Source organism: Kineococcus arenarius subsp. arenarius, from assembly GCF_050871845.1.
GTDB lineage: Bacteria > Actinomycetota > Actinomycetes > Actinomycetales > Kineococcaceae > Kineococcus.
In genome coordinates this window covers 1-15,788 of the sequence record NZ_JBJLSE010000095.1, presented here as the reverse complement: position 1 = coordinate 15,788, position 15,788 = coordinate 1, and the positions used below count along the sequence as shown (strand labels likewise).

The following is a 15,788-nucleotide window of genomic DNA, read 5'->3' as shown; positions in this document are numbered from 1 at the left end:
CCCGGCACCTCGCAGAGGTGCCGGGCCCGGTCTGGGGGGCGTCGTCAGGCGACGGGCGCCACGCGGCCGTAGACCGCGGAGTCGCTCCACACGGCGCGGAGCTGGACGGGCTTGCCGCTGCGGGGGGCGTCCCACATCATCCCGTCGCCGGCGTAGATGCCGACGTGGTAGGCGCGGCCGCCGTCGGTGAAGAAGACCAGGTCGCCGGCCACGGCCTCGGCGCGGGAGATGCGCGTGCTGGCGGCGAGCTGGGCGTTGGAGGTGCGCGGCACCGAGATGCCGACCTGGCGCAGCACGTAGCTGGTGTACCCGGAGCAGTCGAAGCCCGCGGGGGTGGAGCCGCCGTACACGTACGGCACACCCGCGTAGTCGTCGGCCACGGCGAGGATCTGCTGACCCAGCGACGGGGCGGGGGCCGGGGCGGGGGGCGCCTCGACGACGGGGGCCGGGGCCGGGGCCGGGGCGGCGGCCTGGACGGCGGGGACCGCCCGGGCGGCGTCGACGACGGCCTGGTCGACCGAGGCCTCCACGACGGGCGCGTCGGCGGCGCTGCGGGTGCTGCGCTCCACGAGGACCGGCGGCGGCGCGGGCGTCGGCACCGTGCTGAAGGCGGCCAGGGTGGTGACCGCGCCCGCCTCGGCGGGGGCGGAGACCACGCCGACGGCGGTGGTGCCGAAGGCGGAGTCGACGGCGGTGGTCAGCTCCGCGCTGACGGCGGTGCTCACCGTGCCGACGGCCGCGGGGGCCGCGGCGGGGGCGGCACCGGCCGGCAGCGCGACGGTGACGAGCAGCCCGCCGGCGGCGGCGGCGACGGCGCCGGCACGGCCGAGGTCGGTCAGGGACGTGCGGGGACGGACGGGCGCGCGGTGGCGCGCCGGAACGCGAGTCGTCAAGGTGGTGTGCCTCTCCGACGCCTGCGAGGTGAGCTGTCGGGTTCGGGCGGGAGTATCGCCCGGCCGGTTCGCACCGGCTTCACCCCTAGGACGCTCACCCCGACCTGGCTGGCCGGTGGATCACGCCCGGGAAATTGGTTCCCCCGTCCCTGCCACACGTGTGCGTGGGACCTCGACGCGGTGGCAGGGCTCGGCGTCCGTGCGAGGGCTTCCGCGTGAACGTTCACAGAAGCGGGTGGACCATAACCCCTCCGGGCCCCGGATGTCACGACCCGGTGACGTCCGCGTGGCAGTCGCGTGACGAACCGGCGACGAACGCGCTGCGGAGCTCAGCTCCGCGCGGCCACGAACAGGTGGGAGGCCTCGGCGGTGCTCAGCTCCAGCACGGCGTCCCCCAGGGCCACCTCGTACCCGCTCGCCGACGCCTTGACGACGACCTCCGCGCCCGGTCGCAGCCCCGCCTCGGCGAAGCGGGCCAGCAGCTCCACGTCGGTCTGCAGCGGCTCGCCCAGGCGGCGCACCACGACGGGGGAGCCGTCCGCGCCGGCCGTCGTCAGGGGCTGCACGCCGGTGCGGAAGTCCTCGGCGGACGCGACCTCGCCCAGCTCCTCCAGCCCGGGGATCGGGTTGCCGTACGGCGAGGAGTGCGGGTGGTCGAGGATGTCGACGAGCCGCTTCTCGACCTCCTCGGAGATGACGTGCTCCCAGCGGCACGCCTCCTCGTGCACCAGCGACCACTCCAGCCCGATGACGTCGGTGAGCAGCCGCTCGGTGAGCCGGTGCTTGCGCATGACGCGCATGGCCTTGGTGCGGCCGGTGTCGGTGAGCTCCAGGCGGCGGTCGGTGCCGACGTGCAGCAGGCCGTCGCGCTCCATGCGCGCCACCGTCTGCGAGACGGTGGGGCCGGAGTGGTGCAGGCGCTCGGCGATGCGGGCGCGCATCGGCACGATGCCCTCCTCCTCGAGCTCGAAGACCGTCTTGAGGTACATCTCGGTGGTGTCGATGAGGTCGCTCACGGCGTCCATCATCCGTCATCGGCGCACCCGCACGCACCGGCCCGGCGGGCCGGCGGGGCGCGTGCGACGGTGGGGGCACCACGCCCCGAGGAGAGCTGAGGAGCCCCGTGAGCACGTCCGCCGTCCCCGGTCCCCGCCCCGCCCTCGACCCCGCCGCGCTGGAGCAGGTGTTCACCGGTGCGCGCACCGCGCACCGGTTCACGGACGAGCCCGTCACCGACGAGCAGGTCGCCGCGATCGTGGACCTCGTCAGGCACCCGCCGACCAGCATGAACACCCAGCCCATGCGGCTGCTGCTGGTGCGCTCCCCCGCCGCGCGCGAGAAGCTCGCGACGATGATGAGCGGCGGCAACGGGGACAAGACCAGGGCGGCGCCGCTGAGCGTCGTCGTGGCCGCCGACCGGCGCTTCGACGAGGAGATGCCGCGCCTGCTCCCGCACGCGCCGAACGCGCGGGAGGCCTTCGCCGACGAGGCGCTGCGCGAGCGGACGGCGGTGTTCAACACCGCCCTGCAGCTGGGCTACCTGATCCTCGGCGTGCGGGCGGTGGGGCTGGGGGCCGGGCCGATGACCGGCATCGACGCCTCGGCCATCGAGCGGGAGTTCTTCCCCGACGGCGAGCACGCGGTCGTGGCCGTGGTGAACGTCGGCGTGCCCGACCCGGCGGGTTTCCGGCCGCGCGGTCCGCGCCTGGCGCCGGAGGAGGTCGTCCGCACCGTCTGAGCGGAGCGCTCAGGGCCGCGGGTCCAGCGCGTCGTAGCGGGCGAAACCCCGCTGCGCGCGCGCCAGCGTCAGGACCGCCACCACGCACGCCGAGCCGCCGGCGAGGGCGGCGACCCCCTCGCCGGTGAGCTCGGCGGTGCCGCCGAGCACGACGTCGCCCAGCCGGGGCCCGCCGGCGACCACGACGACGAACACGCCCTGCAGCCTGCCGCGCAACGCGTCCGGGGTGGCCACCTGCAGGATCGTGCCGCGGAAGATCGAGCTGACGGCGTCGGCGGCGCCGCACACGGCCAGCAGCGCGGTGCAGGCGGCCAGGCGCCAGCCGGCGCCGTCGGGGGCGGCGACGAGGACCGCGCCGAACCCCGCCACCGCGGTGCCGTAGACGGCGACGCAGCCGACGACGACCGCGCCCTGGCGGCGCACCTGCCCCAGCGGACCGGAGAACAGCCCGGCCAGCACCGAGCCGGCGGCGAAACCCGCACCGAGGACCCCCACGGTGCGCGCTCCCCCGCCCAGGTCCACGGCGCCGATCGCGGGGTACAGCACGCGGGGCATGGCCAGCACCATGGCGCACAGGTCGACCAGGAACGTCATGCGCACGTTGGGCCGGGTCCCGAGGAAGCGCACGCCCTCCAGGACCGAGCGCACGCCCGCCCGCCGCACGGCGCCGGTGTGCGCCGGCGGCATCGGCGGCAGCCCCCACACCCCGGCCAGCGCCGCCACGAACGTGACGGCGTCCACGGTGTACGCGACGCGGAAACCGCCGGCGTCGACGAGGAGACCGGCCAGCAGCGGGCCGACGGTCAGCGCGACGGCACCGGTGGTGCCGGAGAGGGCGTTGGCCGCGGGCAGCTGCGCGGCGGGCACCAGCCCGGGCACGATCGCGGAGCGGGCGGGGTTGCCCACGGCGAACGCGGCGCTCTGCAGCGCCACGAGGCCGTAGAGCAGGTGCAGGGAGCCGACCTCCAGCCACGCCTGGGCGGCGAGGGCCAGCGACAGCACCCACAGCGCCACCGAGGCGGCCAGCGCCACGCGGCGGCGGTCGTGCACGTCGACGAGGGCGCCGCCGTACAGGCCCAGGGCGACCAGCGGCACGAGCGCGAAGAGCCCCACCACCCCCACGGCGAGGGTCGAGGAGGTCAAGGCGTAGGCCTGCAGGCCGACGGTGACGACGGTGAGCTGGGTGCCGATCCCGGCCAGGGACTGCCCCACCCACAGCCGGCGGAACGCGGGGCTCTCGCGCAGCGGGGTGGTGTCCACCAGCCAGCGCCGGCGGGTGGGGCGGGGTTGCACGCCCCGAGGGTAGGTGGTGCGCTCGGGACACCAGGGCACCGGCGGCAGGGGCCGGGCGCGGGAAGGCCCCCGGGCGCTTCCTCCCCCGCGTGGCGGGGTGAGGGCCGGCTGGACGGGCCGGCGCCCGGGGACCCGGTGACTGCCGTGGATTCGCCGCGCCGCGCGGGGCGACCAGAGCGGTCCGCGTCCATCGCGCGGCTGCTAGCGGGCAGCCACCTCACGCGTCCGATGAGAACTCATGTACCGGACCACCTCCTCTCCCGTGTACGTCGACGGTACGTCCGCCCCCCGCGGGTTGTCACCCCGGTTTCGCCCGTCGCGGAACCGCCTGCCCCGCACCACCAGCGGAGCGGCACGATCACGCCCGTGATCGTCGAGGACGGACCGGTGGACGTGGTGGTGCTGGGGGCGCTGGGCGCCGTGGGCCGGCGGGTCGGCGGGCGGCTGGCCCCGCTGCTGGGCCGGCGGCTGGTGGTCGCCGGGCGCGGCGGGGAACGGGTGCGCGCCCGGGCGGCCGAGCTCGGGGCGCGCGGCGCCGTCGTCGACGTGCGCGACACCGCTGCGCTGCTGCGGGTGGCCGCGGGCGCGCGGGTCGCCGTGCTCGCGCTGGAGGCGGACGACGACGCGGCGGCGCGCGCACTGCTGAGCGCGGGCGTCTCGATCGTCGACGTGGGCGCCACGCCGGCGCACCTGGCCCGCCTGGAGGCACTGGACCCGCTGGCCCGGCGCACCGGCGCGACCGCCGCCGTGTCGGTGGGGCTGGCGCCGGGCGCCACGAACCTGCTGGCCCGCGCCGCGCACGAGGCCGTCGGCGGTGCGGGACGGGTGGCGATCACGGTGCTGCTGGGCGCCGGCGAGCGCCACGGCCGCGAGGGGGTGCGCTGGACGGTGGACACGCTGCTGGACGGCGCGGCGGGTCCGGCGCGGCGCGTGGCCCTGCCGCCCGCCGCGCCGTCGGGGCGGGTGCGGGTGCGCACCGCCCGCCCGTTCGCCGTCGCCGACGCGCCGGCGGTGCGCGCGAGCCTGGGGGTGGCGGACGTGACGACCCGCCTGGCGCTGGACCCGGCCGCCGCGTCGGCGGCCCTGTTCGCGCTGGGCCGGTTGCGCGGCACCGCGGCCGGCGCCTCGCCACGGGTGCGCGCGGCCCTGGTGCGCGCCCTGTCGGGGGTGCACGTGGGCACCCGGGAGTACGCCGCGCGCGCCGACGCCTGGTCCACGGACGGGCGGGCGCACGCCGCGTTCGCGGTGGCGGGCGTGGAGCAGACCCGGGCGACGGCCGAGGTGGCCGCGCGCACCGCGCTGGCGCTGGCCGCCGGGGACGCCCCGGCGGGGGTGCACCACCTGGACCGGCTGCCGGTGGGGGCCGGGCTGCTGGCGGACCTGGCCGGGGGGCCGGCGCCGGTGTGGCGGTTCCTGCGCCTGGACGAGACGCGCGGCTGAACGCCGCGGCGGCGCGGGGGTGCTTGTCAGCCGCGCGGCGCTGCCCTAACCTCGTCCGCAGTTGTTGTCAGAACCACCCTTACTCCCGCCGCGGCGGGCGGGGTGCGCACGAGGGAGCGGCGGCGGCGCGGTGGTGCAGTCCCAGCAGGCGATCCTCGTCGCCGTCTCCACGGTGATCATCGCCCTCCTGCCGGACCGGTCGGGGGACCTGCGGGTGCACCTGCCGCTGGTGCGGCGCACGCGGAACCCGTTCGGCGGGCAGTGGGCGCTGCCGGGCGGGTGGGTCCGCACCGAGGAGAGCCTCAGCGACGCGGGCCGGCGCACCCTGGCCGAGACCACGGGGTTGCGGCCCAGCTACCTCGAGCAGCTCTACACCTTCGGCCGCCCCGACCGCTCCCCCGGCCAGCGCGTGGTCTCGGTGGTCTACTCCGCCCTGGTGCGCAGCCACCTGGCGGCCGCGGCCGTCGAGGGCGAGAACGTCCGCTGGACCGCGGCCGACGACTGCACCGGCCTGGCGTTCGACCACGACGAGATCGTCCGGTACGCGCTGTGGCGGTTGCGCACCAAGGTGCAGCACGCCCACGTCGCGCTGCACCTGCTGCCCGAGCGGTTCTCCCTCGCGGAACTGCGCGAGGTGCACGAGGCGATCCTGCAGCGCCCCCTGGACCCGGCGAACTTCCGCCGCCAGGTCGAGCACTCGGGAGCCGTCGTGCCCACCGGTGAGCGCCAGACCGGCGGGCGGCACCGCCCGCCGAAGCTGTACCGGGCCGTCGTCCCGGAGGGTTCGGCCGGTCCGCTGCAGACCGCCGGCCCCCTGGCCTGAAACCCCCGCCACCCGACCGCCGGTTCCCGTCCCCCGGCGGGAGCCGAACCCGAGAGAGAGCACGCCATGGCGTCCGTCCCCACGCAGATCGCCCTGCTCGCGCGAGCCCCGCAGCGCGCGGGCGACGAGACGTGCGACCCCGACCTGGCCAGCGGCCCCTGGCAGTTCGACGCGGTGCCCGGCCTGCCGCTACCCGCGCCGACGTACGGCGCGGGCGCCTCCCGGCAGGATCCCGCCCCGGCCACCACACCGGTGCAGCAGCAGATCCCGGCCGAGTACCGGCTGCTCGGCGCCGAGGAGCTGGACCGGCGCATCCGCGCCGCGAAGGCGGAACTGGGCAGCCGGGTGACGATCCTGGGGCACGCCTACCAGCGCGACGAGATCGTGCGGTACGCCGACTTCGTCGGCGACTCGTTCCAGCTGGCGCAGCAGTCCCAGCGCCACCCCGAGGCGGAGTCCGTCGTGTTCTGCGGCGTGCACTTCATGGCCGAGACCGCCGACCTGCTCACCACGGACGAGCAGCCGGTGATCCTGCCGAACCTGGCGGCGGGCTGCTCGATGGCCGACATGGCCGACATCGACGCGGTGAACGCCTGCTGGGAGCAGCTCGCGGCGCTGTACGGCACGGAACCCGACGCCGACGGGAAGGTTCCCGTCCTGCCCGTCACCTACATGAACTCCGCCGCCGCGCTGAAGGCGTTCTGCGGCGCGCACGGCGGCATCGTCTGCACCTCCTCCAACGCCCGCGAGGTGCTGGAGTGGGCGTTCGAGCGCGCCCAGCGGGTGCTGTTCTTCCCCGACCAGCACCTGGGCCGGAACACCGCCAAGGCGATGGGCGTGCCGCTGGGCGCCATGCCGCTGTGGGACCCGCGCAAGCCGCGCGGCGGCAACTCCCCCGAGGCGCTGGCCGACGCCCGGGTGGTGCTGTGGCGGGGCTGGTGCTCGGTGCACCAGCGCTTCACGGTGCAGCAGATCGAGGCGGCCCGCGCCGCGAACCCCGACGTGCGGGTCGTGGTGCACCCCGAGTGCCCGGTGGAGGTCGTCGACGCCGCCGACGAGAGCGGTTCCACGCAGTACATCCAGCGGGTCGTGGACGCCGCGCCCGCCGGCACCGCGTTCGCGATCGGCACCGAGGTCAACATGGTGCGGCGCCTCGCCGACACCCGCCCCGACCTGACCATCACCTGCCTGGACCCGGTGGTGTGCCCGTGCTCGACGATGTACCGCATCCACCCCGCGTACCTGGCGTGGGTGCTGGAGTCCCTGGTGCGCGGCGAGGTGGTGAACCGGGTGAGCGTGGAACCGCAGGTGGCCGCCGACGCCCGCACCGCGTTGGAGCGCATGCTGGCCGTGCGGCCGTGAACCCCGTCTCCAGCAGTTCCTGCGACGTCCTGGTGCTGGGGGCGGGGATCGCCGGGATGACGGCGGCCCTGGACGCCGCCCGGGGTTCCTCGGTGGTCCTGGCCACCAAGACCGCGCTGGGCGACGGCAGCACCCGGTGGGCGCAGGGCGGCATCGCCGTGGCCGCGGACGGGCGGGACGTCGCCGCCCACGTGGCCGACACCCTGGCCGCGGGCGCGGGGTTGTGCGACCCGCGGGCGGTCGAGGCGGTGTGCGCCGCCGGCCCGGCCGCGCTGCGGGCGCTCGCCGGGCGGGGCGTGGAGTTCGACCGCGCCGCGGACGGGGGGCCCGCGCTGGGGCTGGAGGCGGCGCACTCGCGCCCGCGGGTCCTGCACGCCGGTGGCGACCGGACGGGGGCGGCGATCTCCGCGGCGCTGGCCGCGGCGGTGCGCCGCAGCGACGTCGTGGTGCGCGAGGACGCGTTCCTGGTGGGCCTGGTCGTGGACGCCGGGCGCGTCGTGGGCGCGGACCTGCTGCTGCGCGACGCCTCCGGCGCGCAGGCGGCGCACCGGGTGAGCGCGGCGGCCGTCGTGCTCGCCACCGGCGGGGCCGGGCAGGTGTTCAGCCGCACGACGAACCCGGCCGTCGCGACCGGGGACGGGCTGGCCGCGGCCTGGCGCGCCGGCGCCGGGATCGCCGACCTGGAGATGGTGCAGTTCCACCCGACGGCCGCGGCCGTGCCGCAGCCGTTCCTGGTCTCCGAGGCGGTGCGCGGCGAGGGCGCGGTGCTGCTGGACGCCGCCGGGCACCGGTTCATGCCGGCCGTGGACCCGCGCGCCGAACTCGCCCCGCGCGACGTCGTCGCCCGGGCGACCGCTCGCGCGGTGGCCGCGCACGGCGGGCGCCCGGCGCTGCTGGACGCCACGGGGTTGCGCGCGCGCACCGGGGCCGCGTTCTCCCGCAGGTTCCCGGGCATCGCCGCGCTGTGCGCCGCCGCGGGCATCGACCCCGACCGCGAACCGGTGCCGGTCACTCCCGCCGCGCACTACCTCATGGGCGGGGTGCGCACCGACGTGCGCGGGCGCACGAGCGTGCCGGGGTTGTGGGCCGCCGGGGAGGTCGCCTGCACCGGTGCGCACGGGGCGAACCGGCTGGCGTCGAACTCGCTGCTGGAGGCGCTGGTCACCGGTTCCCGGGTCGCCGCCGACGTCGCGGCCGTCGCCGCGGGAGCACCCGGCGAACCGCCCGCGTTCACGGCCGACGAGGTCGTGGAACTGCCCGGCCCGGCGACGGCCCGCGCCTCGCACGTGGCGCGTCGCGACCTGCGCGCGGCGCTGTGGGAGCACGCCGGCCTGTTCCGCGACGCGGCGGGCCTGGAGGTCGCCACCAAGCTGCTGACCCCCGCGGAGACCCCCCTGGAACTGGCCGGCCTGCCCGGCGTCGACCGCCGCGCCCACGAGGACGCCAACCTGCTGCTGGTGGCCCGGCTGCTCGTGGCGGCGGCGGCGCTGCGCACCGAGAGCCTCGGCGCGCACCACCGCGACGACCACCCCGAGACCCCCGGCGCCCCGCGCCGACGCACCCTGCGGAGGACCGCGTGAACACCCCCACCGACCCGGTCGCCGCCGTCGTCGCGGCGGCGCTGGCCGAGGACGCCCCCTGGGGCGACGTCACCAGCGAGGCGCTGCTGCCGCCCGGAGCCGTCGCGCACGCCGAGCTGCGCGCCCGTGAACCCGGGGTGCTGGCCGGCACCGCCGCCGCCGCCGCCGCGTTCGAGCAGGCCGCCGCCCTCAGCGGTGGTGCGCTGCTGCGCTGCGAGTTCTCGGCGGACGGCACCCGGTTCGCCGCCGGTGACGTGCTCGGACGCGTCAGCGGCACCGCCCGCGGCGTGCTGCGCGCCGAGCGCGTCGCCCTGAACCTGCTGCAGCACCTGTCGGGCGTCGCCACCGGCACGGCCGCGTTCGTCGCCGCCGTCGCCGGCACGGGCGCGCGGGTCGTGGACACCCGCAAGACCACCCCGGGCCTGCGGGCCCTCGAGCGCGCCGCGGTGCGCGCCGGGGGCGGGCGCAACCACCGCTGGTCGCTGTCGGACGCGGTGCTCGTCAAGGACAACCACCTGGCGGTGCTGCTGGCCGAGGGGGTGGACGTGACCACCGCCCTGCGCCGGGTGCGCGAGCGGGTCCCGCACACCACGGCGGTCGAGGTGGAGGTGGACCGCCTCGACCAGCTCGACGCCGTGCTGGCCGCGGACGTCGACGTGGTGCTGCTGGACAACTTCTCCCTGGAGGACCTCGCCGAGGGCGTGCGCCGGGTCCGCGCGGCCTCGCGCGCACTCGTCGAGGCCAGCGGCGGGGTGCGCCTGGACACGGTGGCCGCGATCGCCCGCACCGGGGTCGACCTGGTCTCGGTGGGTGCGCTGACGCAGAACTCGCGCACCCTCGACCTCGGCCTCGACGTCGAGGTGGCGGCCGCCGCGGGGGTGGCGCCGTGATCTACCTGGACCACGCCGCCACCTCCCCGCCGCGCCGGGAGGTCCTGGAGGCCGTGTGGCCGTACCTGACGCAGGTCACCGGCAACCCCTCCAGCGCCCACGGGGCCGGCCGCGCGGCGAAGGCCGGCCTGGACGCGGCCCGCTCCGGGGTGGCGCAGGTCCTCGGCTGCCGCCCCGGGGAGGTCGTGTTCACCGGCGGCGGCACCGAGGCCGACAACCTCGCGGTCACCGGCATCACCGGCGCGGCACCGCGCGGGCAGCGCGTGGTGGTCTCCGCGATCGAGCACCCGGCGGTGCTGGAGACGGCCAGGGCCCTGACCCGGCGGGGTTTCCGCGTCGACGAGGTCGGCGTCGACGGGTTCGGCGTCGTGGACCTGGAGCAGCTGGAGCGCCTCGTCGACGACGGCACCGCGCTGGTGTCGGTGATGCTGGCCAACAACGAGATCGGCACCGTGCAGCCGCTGGCGGAGGTCTCCCGGGTGTGCCGCGCGCACGGCGTGCCGCTGCACACCGACGCCGTCCAGGCCGCCGGTCACCTGAGCCTGGACGTGGACGCGCTGGGCGTGGACGCCCTGTCCCTGTCGGCGCACAAGTTCGGCGGTCTGCGCGGGTGCGGGGTGCTGTTCGTGCGCGGCTCGGTCCCGCTGGAACCCCTGCTGCACGGCGGCGGGCAGGAGCTCGGCCGTCGCTCCGGCACCGTGGACGTGGCCGGTGCCGTCGGCACCGCCGTCGCGCTGGGCCTGGCCGAGGCGGCGCGCGAGGAGGAGACCGCGCGGCTGGGCGCGTTGCGCGACCGGCTCGTGGGCGGGGTCCTGGCCGGCGTCGCCGGCGCCCGGCTGACCGGCCACCCGGTGCAGCGCCTGGCGCACCACGCCTCGTTCTGCTTCCCCGGCGTGGGCGGGGAGACGGTGCTGGCGGAGCTGGAGGCGGCGGGGGTCGTGTGCTCCAGCGGGTCGGCGTGCTCGGCCGGGTCGGAGGACGCCTCCCACGTGCTGCTGGCCACCGGCCTGGACGCCGACGCCGCCCGCACCGCGGTGCGCTTCTCGATGGGCCCGGGGACGACGGCCCAGGACGTCGAGGAGGTGCTGCGGGTGCTGCCCGCGGCGGTGCGCGCGGCCTCGGGGGCCTGAGGACTCCCGGGGTCGCCGGGTCAGCCCGCCGGCGCGAGGAGTTCCGCGAACCCCCGGCGGACCTCGGCCGCCAGCGCGGCGCGGTCGGTCTCGTCGCAGAACGCGGCCCCCACCGCGGCCAGGACGCTCTCCTGCGCCTGCCCGGGCGTCCACCCGAGCGCGGTGCCCGCGCGGGCGAGTTCCTCGCCGGTGCTCGTGCCGAACATGGGCGGGTCGTCGGGGTTCACGGACACCGCCAGCCCGGCGTGGAGCATCCCCGCGATCGCGGACCCGTCGCCGCCGTGGAACAGCTGCGTCGACCAGCAGGTCGCGAAGTGGACGCCGTCGGCGCGGCAGCGCGCGAGCAGAGCGGGGGCGGCGAGGACGGCGTAGCCGTGGTCGATCCGCTGCGCGCCCAGCGCGTCCAGGGAGGCGGCGACCTCGGCGGCGTTCCCGCGCTCGCCGGCGTGAGCGGTGCGGTGCAGCCCGCCGCGGGCGGCGAGCGCGAACGCCTCCGCGAACGCCGCCGGCGGTCCCACCAGCTCGTTGTGGTCCAGGCCGACGGCCACCACCTCGTCGGCGCGGTGCTCCAGCGCCGCGCGCACCAGGTCCAGCGCCACCGAGGGCGGCTGCTCGCGGTTGACGGCGACGACGAGCCGGCAGTCCACACCGGTCTCCGCCCGGGCCGAGCGCACGCCGTCGAGGACGCCGTCCAGCACCTGCCGGTAGGTCATCGTCGGGTGGTTCGTGGGGTTGAACGACATCTCCCGGTACCGCAGGCCCTCCGCGGCCGCCGCGACGAGGCAGGAGTGCGTGACCTCGGCGAGGTCGGCGGGGGTGACCAGTGCCCGCGAGACGGCGGTGTAGACCGCCAGGAAACCCTCCAGGTCCTCGTACCGGTACAACTCCCCGGGGTCCGTGGTGGGCAGCGCGACGCCGTGGCGCCGGGCCAGCCGCACCGCCACCTCGGCGGGCACGGAACCCTCCAGGTGGCAGTGCAGCTCGGCCTTCGGCGCGCGCCGCAGCAGCTCGGCCGACGCCGGCGCGGCGGGTCCGGCGACGGGGGCGGGTGCGCTCGTCACGTCCTCCACCGCCTCAGCGCGCCGACGCCAGCACGCGCGCCGCCTCGCGCTGCGCGGTGGTGTTGGCGCGCCCGGCGCGCGAACCGGCGAGCTTGGCGGCGATGTGCTCGCCGATGGTGACCGGCGGGTAGAGGGGTTCCTCGCCGGGAGCCACGCACCCGGGCAGGGCGGCCACGACGGCGTCGACGTCGCCGTCGTGGAAGAACGCGGCGGAGCGGCGCCGCTCGATGGTGCCGTCGACGATCGGCGGCTTGACGCGGTGCAGCGTCGACGTCCAGCGCTCGTTCGTCCAGCGGGCCATCGCGTCGCCGAGGTTCACCAGCAGCGCGTCCTCGGCGGGCTGGACGTCGTGCCAGGTGCCGTCCTGGCCCAGGACCTGCAGGCCGGCGACGCGGTCGGCCCACAGGACGGTGACGATGCCGTAATCGGTGTGCTCGCCCATGCCGGTCAGGTCGCCGTCGAGTTCCACGGTCCCCGGGGGCAGGGCGTAGTTGTTCATGCGCAGCACGTCGAGGGAGTGGCCGGTGACGCGGTCGAACCAGCCGGGTTCGAGGCCGAGGGCGTCGGCGAAGACCGTCGTGAGGGTGCGCGCGACGCGACCGGCCTCGGCCTCCCAGGCCTGCACGCGAGCGCGGAAACCCGGCACGAGGTCCTCGTCGGGCCACAGGTCCTCGGGGTAGAGCGCGGGGTCCAGCTCGACGCCGGGGTAGTCGCCGGCGGCGGCGCCGGTGTTGAACGCCTCGAAGAAGTCGTTCATTCGGCTGGCCGCCTCAACGCCCAGGCTGAGGCTGAGGGACTCGCTCCTGGGTGGGGTGTACCCGCGGTTGACGCCCTTCGGCGCGACGTAGCGGCGCTTGACGTCCAGCGGCAGGGCGAAGAACTCGTCGATCGCGCTCGCCAGGCCGGCGGTGGTGGCGCCGGGGACGCCGTGGCCGGTGACCTGCACGAAACCGACGGTGCGGCAGGCGGCGTCCATCGCCGCGGCGACGGCGGCGCGCTCGGCGGGGCTGCCGCCGTGCACGTAGGCGGAGATGTCGACGGCGGGGACCTCGAAGGGGGTTTCCATCCCCGAACCGTAAGTGCTGCTTACGGCTGGCGGGTTACGGACGTGTGACGTCTGCCGTGAGGACCACGAGGACCTCCGCGGGGACGTCGCCGCGCAGCAGCCACCGGTGCGGGACGGCGCCCTCGTGGTGCAGGGAGTCGCCCGCGGCGAGCTCGGTGCACGTGCCGTCGGTGAACTCGACGGCGATCCGCCCGGCCAGCACGTGCACGAACACCTCACCGGGTTGCGCGAACCACTCCTGCTCGGCGTCGCCGGGGCGCAGCACGTAGTGGTACCCCTCCAGCAGCACCCCCTCACCGGTGCGGGTCAGCAGCCGCGGTCGCTGCGCCGGTCCGGCGGGCCCGTCCGCCCCGGCGCGCAACCTCGGGCCGGCACCGGCGCGGGTGAGCCGGCGCCGCTCCCCGCTGAGCGGGAGGAGGTCGTTGGCCGCGCAGCCCAGCGCGGCCGCCAGCCGGTACAGGACCGGGATGCTCACCGAGGAGCGCCCACCCTCCAGCTGGCTGACGAACGGCCCGGACACCCCGGCGCGCCGTGCCAGCTCGGCCACCGACAGCCCGGCGGCGCTGCGCCGCGCGCGCACGGCCGCCCCCACGAGAGCACCGGGATCGGCCTCACCCGCCGGCTGCGCGCCGCTCCCCCGCGGCGTCGGCTCGCGCTCCACGGCCGCCACCCTCTCGCAGCGGCCCGCGCCGCGACCGACCGGGGACCCGGTGGGCCCGGACCCGGCCGTCGCCGCCCGGCACCGACCCCGGTACAACGTTCAGTGAGAATTCACCTACACTTCGTAGTCGACATGGCTCTGAACTCGCCCCGGTGGCTCCGGTGACCCTGACGACCGCGTCCGCCCCAGCCGCCGTGGACGGTGCGGTGGACGTTGCGACGGACGGCGCGGTGGACGTCGCGGTGAGCCTGCCCGCGCAGCCGGACAGCGTCCCGCGAGCGCGGCAGTACGTGCGCCGGCACGTCCCGGGCCTGGACGGAGAGCTGCGCGAGCGGGCCGAGCAGGTGGTCACCGAGCTCGTGGGCGACCTGCTGCCGCACCGCCCGCAGCACCCGGACGGCCGGCTGCTGCTGCGCGTCGCCGCCCGGGGCGGCACGGTGCGCCTGGTGGTCCACGACGACTCGGGCCGTTCCCGCGAGCGCACCGGCGCACCGGGCGGCGCGTTCGCCTGGCGGTGGGCACTGGTCGTCGCGATGTCCGACCGCCACGGCGTGGACGCCGGCGACGACGGCCGGGGAACCACCCTGTGGTGCGAGCTGGACGGCGGCGGCGAACCGCCCGCGCCGCAGCCCCCCGGCGGCGCGCCGGGCCTGGCGCCCCCGGCCGCACCGGCCGGTCGCACGCCGTCGCCGGGGCTGGGCGCGCTGCTGGGCGGGGCGGTGACGTTCGAGCAAGCGTGCGGCGCGGTGCTGGACCACCTGCGGGAGACCGTGCCCATGGGCTTCTGGGCGATCACCCGCTACGACGGGCACCGCCAGGTGTCCGTGCACGTGCGCGACGAGGTGTACGGGACGCAGCCGGGCGACGGGCACGACTGGGACGCGTCCTTCTGCAAGCGGATGCTCGCCGGCGCCCCGGCGATCGCCCCCGACGCGATGGCGGTGCCCGCCTACGCCGGGGCCGGCGTGAGCCGGTTGCTGCCGATCGGCTCCTACGTGGCCGTCCCGCTGCTGGGGGCCGACGGCCGCGTGTTCGGCACCGTCTGCGGGCTGGACCCCGCCGTGCGCGACGCCTCGCTGACCCGGCACGCCCCCCTGCTGCAGCTGGTGGGCACGCTGCTGAGCGCGCTGCTGCAGCGTGAGCAGCTCGCCGTGCGGTTGCACCGGGCGGCCGGCGAGGCGCGGCGCGAGGCGGAGACCGACGCGCTGACCGGGCTGGCCAACCGGCGGGGCTGGCAGCGGCTGCTGGACGAGGCGGGGCAGCGGTGGCACGACCCGGTGTGCGTGGCCGTCGTCGACCTGGACGGCCTGAAGCGGGCCAACGACACCCTCGGCCACGCCGCCGGGGACGACCTGCTGCGCCGCACCGCCGAGGTGCTGCGCGCCCACCTGCGCGATCAGGACGTGCTGGCCCGCCTCGGGGGGGACGAGTTCGGCGTGGTGCTGCCCGCCGCCCCGGGCCCGGGGGCCGAGGAGGTGGTGCGGCAGTTGCGCTCCGCGCTGCGCGCCCGCGGCATCGCGGCGTCGGTCGGCGTGGGCTCCCGCGCCCCCGGCGGGGACCTGGCCGAGGCGTGGGAGCGCGCGGACCGGGCCATGTACGCCGACAAGCAGCGCAACCGCGCCGGGTCCGCGGGCGGGCACCGGGACCTGGAAGCGGCGTCCTAGGTGTACTCGGCCATCACGTTGGTGACAGGCGGCTGGTCGGGGGCTGCCCAGCCAGGGCGCAGTGGGCTCGGGTGGTGTTGTAGTGGATCAGCCAGGGACTCAGGGCCGTGGTGCGCTGGATGTTGCTGGTGAAAGGCTGCCGGTAGGCCCACTCCTGCGCCAGGGTGCGGTTGAAGCGCTCGACCTT

15 protein-coding genes and 1 riboswitch are annotated in these 15,788 nt (G+C 77.0%); of the genes, 8 read left to right on the top strand and 7 right to left on the bottom strand.

Features of this window, described 5'->3' with window-relative positions; all coding sequences use genetic code 11:
• Positions 1 to 44 precede the first annotated feature (44 nt).
• Both ACRYM0_RS17235 and ACRYM0_RS17230 read right to left on the bottom strand, forming a co-directional pair.
• Entirely contained in the window at positions 45 to 893 is an 849-nt protein-coding gene (locus ACRYM0_RS17235) for a C40 family peptidase (RefSeq protein ID WP_432507040.1), read from the bottom strand.
• Positions 894 to 898: 5 nt separating this feature from the next.
• Positions 899 to 1,068: riboswitch (cyclic di-AMP (ydaO/yuaA leader) on the bottom strand.
• 154 nt (positions 1,069 to 1,222) lie between these two features.
• Positions 1,223 to 1,909 carry a metal-dependent transcriptional regulator gene (locus ACRYM0_RS17230; RefSeq protein WP_432507039.1) on the bottom strand — a complete coding sequence of 229 codons (687 nt, stop codon included), beginning with the start codon at positions 1,907 to 1,909 and terminating at the stop codon, positions 1,223 to 1,225.
• Between the two features lie 107 nt (positions 1,910 to 2,016).
• Between ACRYM0_RS17230 and ACRYM0_RS17225 the strand changes: the two genes are divergently transcribed.
• Positions 2,017 to 2,631, top strand: a complete 615-nt coding sequence (locus tag ACRYM0_RS17225) for a malonic semialdehyde reductase (RefSeq protein ID WP_432507038.1) — start codon at positions 2,017 to 2,019, stop codon at positions 2,629 to 2,631.
• Positions 2,632 to 2,640: 9 nt separating this feature from the next.
• Here ACRYM0_RS17225 and ACRYM0_RS17220 read toward each other — a convergent pair whose 3' ends face one another.
• Positions 2,641 to 3,924 (bottom strand): MFS transporter, encoded by a 1,284-nt coding sequence (locus tag ACRYM0_RS17220; protein WP_432507037.1) that lies wholly within the window; start codon positions 3,922 to 3,924, stop codon positions 2,641 to 2,643.
• A gap of 366 nt (positions 3,925 to 4,290) precedes the next feature.
• Here ACRYM0_RS17220 and ACRYM0_RS17215 point away from each other — a divergent pair, with 366 nt between their 5' ends.
• The 6 genes from ACRYM0_RS17215 (at position 4,291) to ACRYM0_RS17190 (ending at position 11,149) form a co-directional block, all read left to right on the top strand.
• The gene (locus ACRYM0_RS17215; RefSeq protein ID WP_432507036.1) at positions 4,291 to 5,364 is read left to right on the top strand and encodes a saccharopine dehydrogenase family protein; all 1,074 of its coding nucleotides are present in this window, start codon (positions 4,291 to 4,293) and stop codon (positions 5,362 to 5,364) included.
• A 130-nt stretch (positions 5,365 to 5,494) separates the two neighbouring features.
• Entirely contained in the window at positions 5,495 to 6,187 is a 693-nt protein-coding gene (locus tag ACRYM0_RS17210; protein ID WP_432507035.1) for an NUDIX hydrolase, read from the top strand.
• 66 nt (positions 6,188 to 6,253) lie between these two features.
• A complete protein-coding gene (gene nadA / locus ACRYM0_RS17205) occupies positions 6,254 to 7,549 on the top strand; it encodes a quinolinate synthase NadA (RefSeq protein ID WP_432507034.1) in 1,296 nt (431 codons plus the stop codon).
• Positions 7,546 to 9,129: an L-aspartate oxidase gene (nadB, locus tag ACRYM0_RS17200; RefSeq protein ID WP_432507033.1), complete on the top strand. Its 1,584-nt coding sequence runs from the start codon at positions 7,546 to 7,548 to the stop codon at positions 9,127 to 9,129. The genes nadA and nadB overlap by 4 nt, the downstream gene beginning before the upstream one ends.
• Positions 9,126 to 10,019: a carboxylating nicotinate-nucleotide diphosphorylase gene (gene nadC, locus ACRYM0_RS17195; RefSeq protein WP_432507032.1), complete on the top strand. Its 894-nt coding sequence runs from the start codon at positions 9,126 to 9,128 to the stop codon at positions 10,017 to 10,019. Before nadB ends, nadC begins: the two co-directional genes overlap by 4 nt.
• Complete coding sequence (locus ACRYM0_RS17190; RefSeq protein WP_432507031.1) at positions 10,016 to 11,149, top strand: cysteine desulfurase family protein; 1,134 nt, start codon at positions 10,016 to 10,018, stop codon at positions 11,147 to 11,149. Before nadC ends, ACRYM0_RS17190 begins: the two co-directional genes overlap by 4 nt.
• A 20-nt stretch (positions 11,150 to 11,169) precedes the next feature.
• Here ACRYM0_RS17190 and add read toward each other — a convergent pair whose 3' ends face one another.
• The 3 genes from add to ACRYM0_RS17175 are packed head-to-tail and all read right to left on the bottom strand — an operon-like array spanning position 11,170 to position 13,937.
• Positions 11,170 to 12,210, bottom strand: coding sequence for an adenosine deaminase (add, locus tag ACRYM0_RS17185; RefSeq protein WP_432507030.1), 1,041 nt, complete (start codon positions 12,208 to 12,210; stop codon positions 11,170 to 11,172).
• Positions 12,211 to 12,223: 13 nt separating this feature from the next.
• Positions 12,224 to 13,276 (bottom strand): isopenicillin N synthase family dioxygenase, encoded by a 1,053-nt coding sequence (locus ACRYM0_RS17180; RefSeq protein WP_432507029.1) that lies wholly within the window; start codon positions 13,274 to 13,276, stop codon positions 12,224 to 12,226.
• A gap of 34 nt (positions 13,277 to 13,310) precedes the next feature.
• Positions 13,311 to 13,937: a helix-turn-helix domain-containing protein gene (locus ACRYM0_RS17175; protein WP_432507028.1), complete on the bottom strand. Its 627-nt coding sequence runs from the start codon at positions 13,935 to 13,937 to the stop codon at positions 13,311 to 13,313.
• 206 nt (positions 13,938 to 14,143) lie between these two features.
• Between ACRYM0_RS17175 and ACRYM0_RS17170 the strand changes: the two genes are divergently transcribed.
• Positions 14,144 to 15,601 (top strand): diguanylate cyclase domain-containing protein, encoded by a 1,458-nt coding sequence (locus tag ACRYM0_RS17170; RefSeq protein ID WP_432507027.1) that lies wholly within the window; start codon positions 14,144 to 14,146, stop codon positions 15,599 to 15,601.
• Between the two features lie 13 nt (positions 15,602 to 15,614).
• On the opposite strand, the gene ACRYM0_RS17165 is transcribed toward ACRYM0_RS17170, so the two are convergent.
• Positions 15,615 to 15,788, bottom strand: a 174-nt coding sequence (locus tag ACRYM0_RS17165; protein WP_432507041.1) for an integrase core domain-containing protein, incomplete at its 5' end; no start/stop codon positions are given.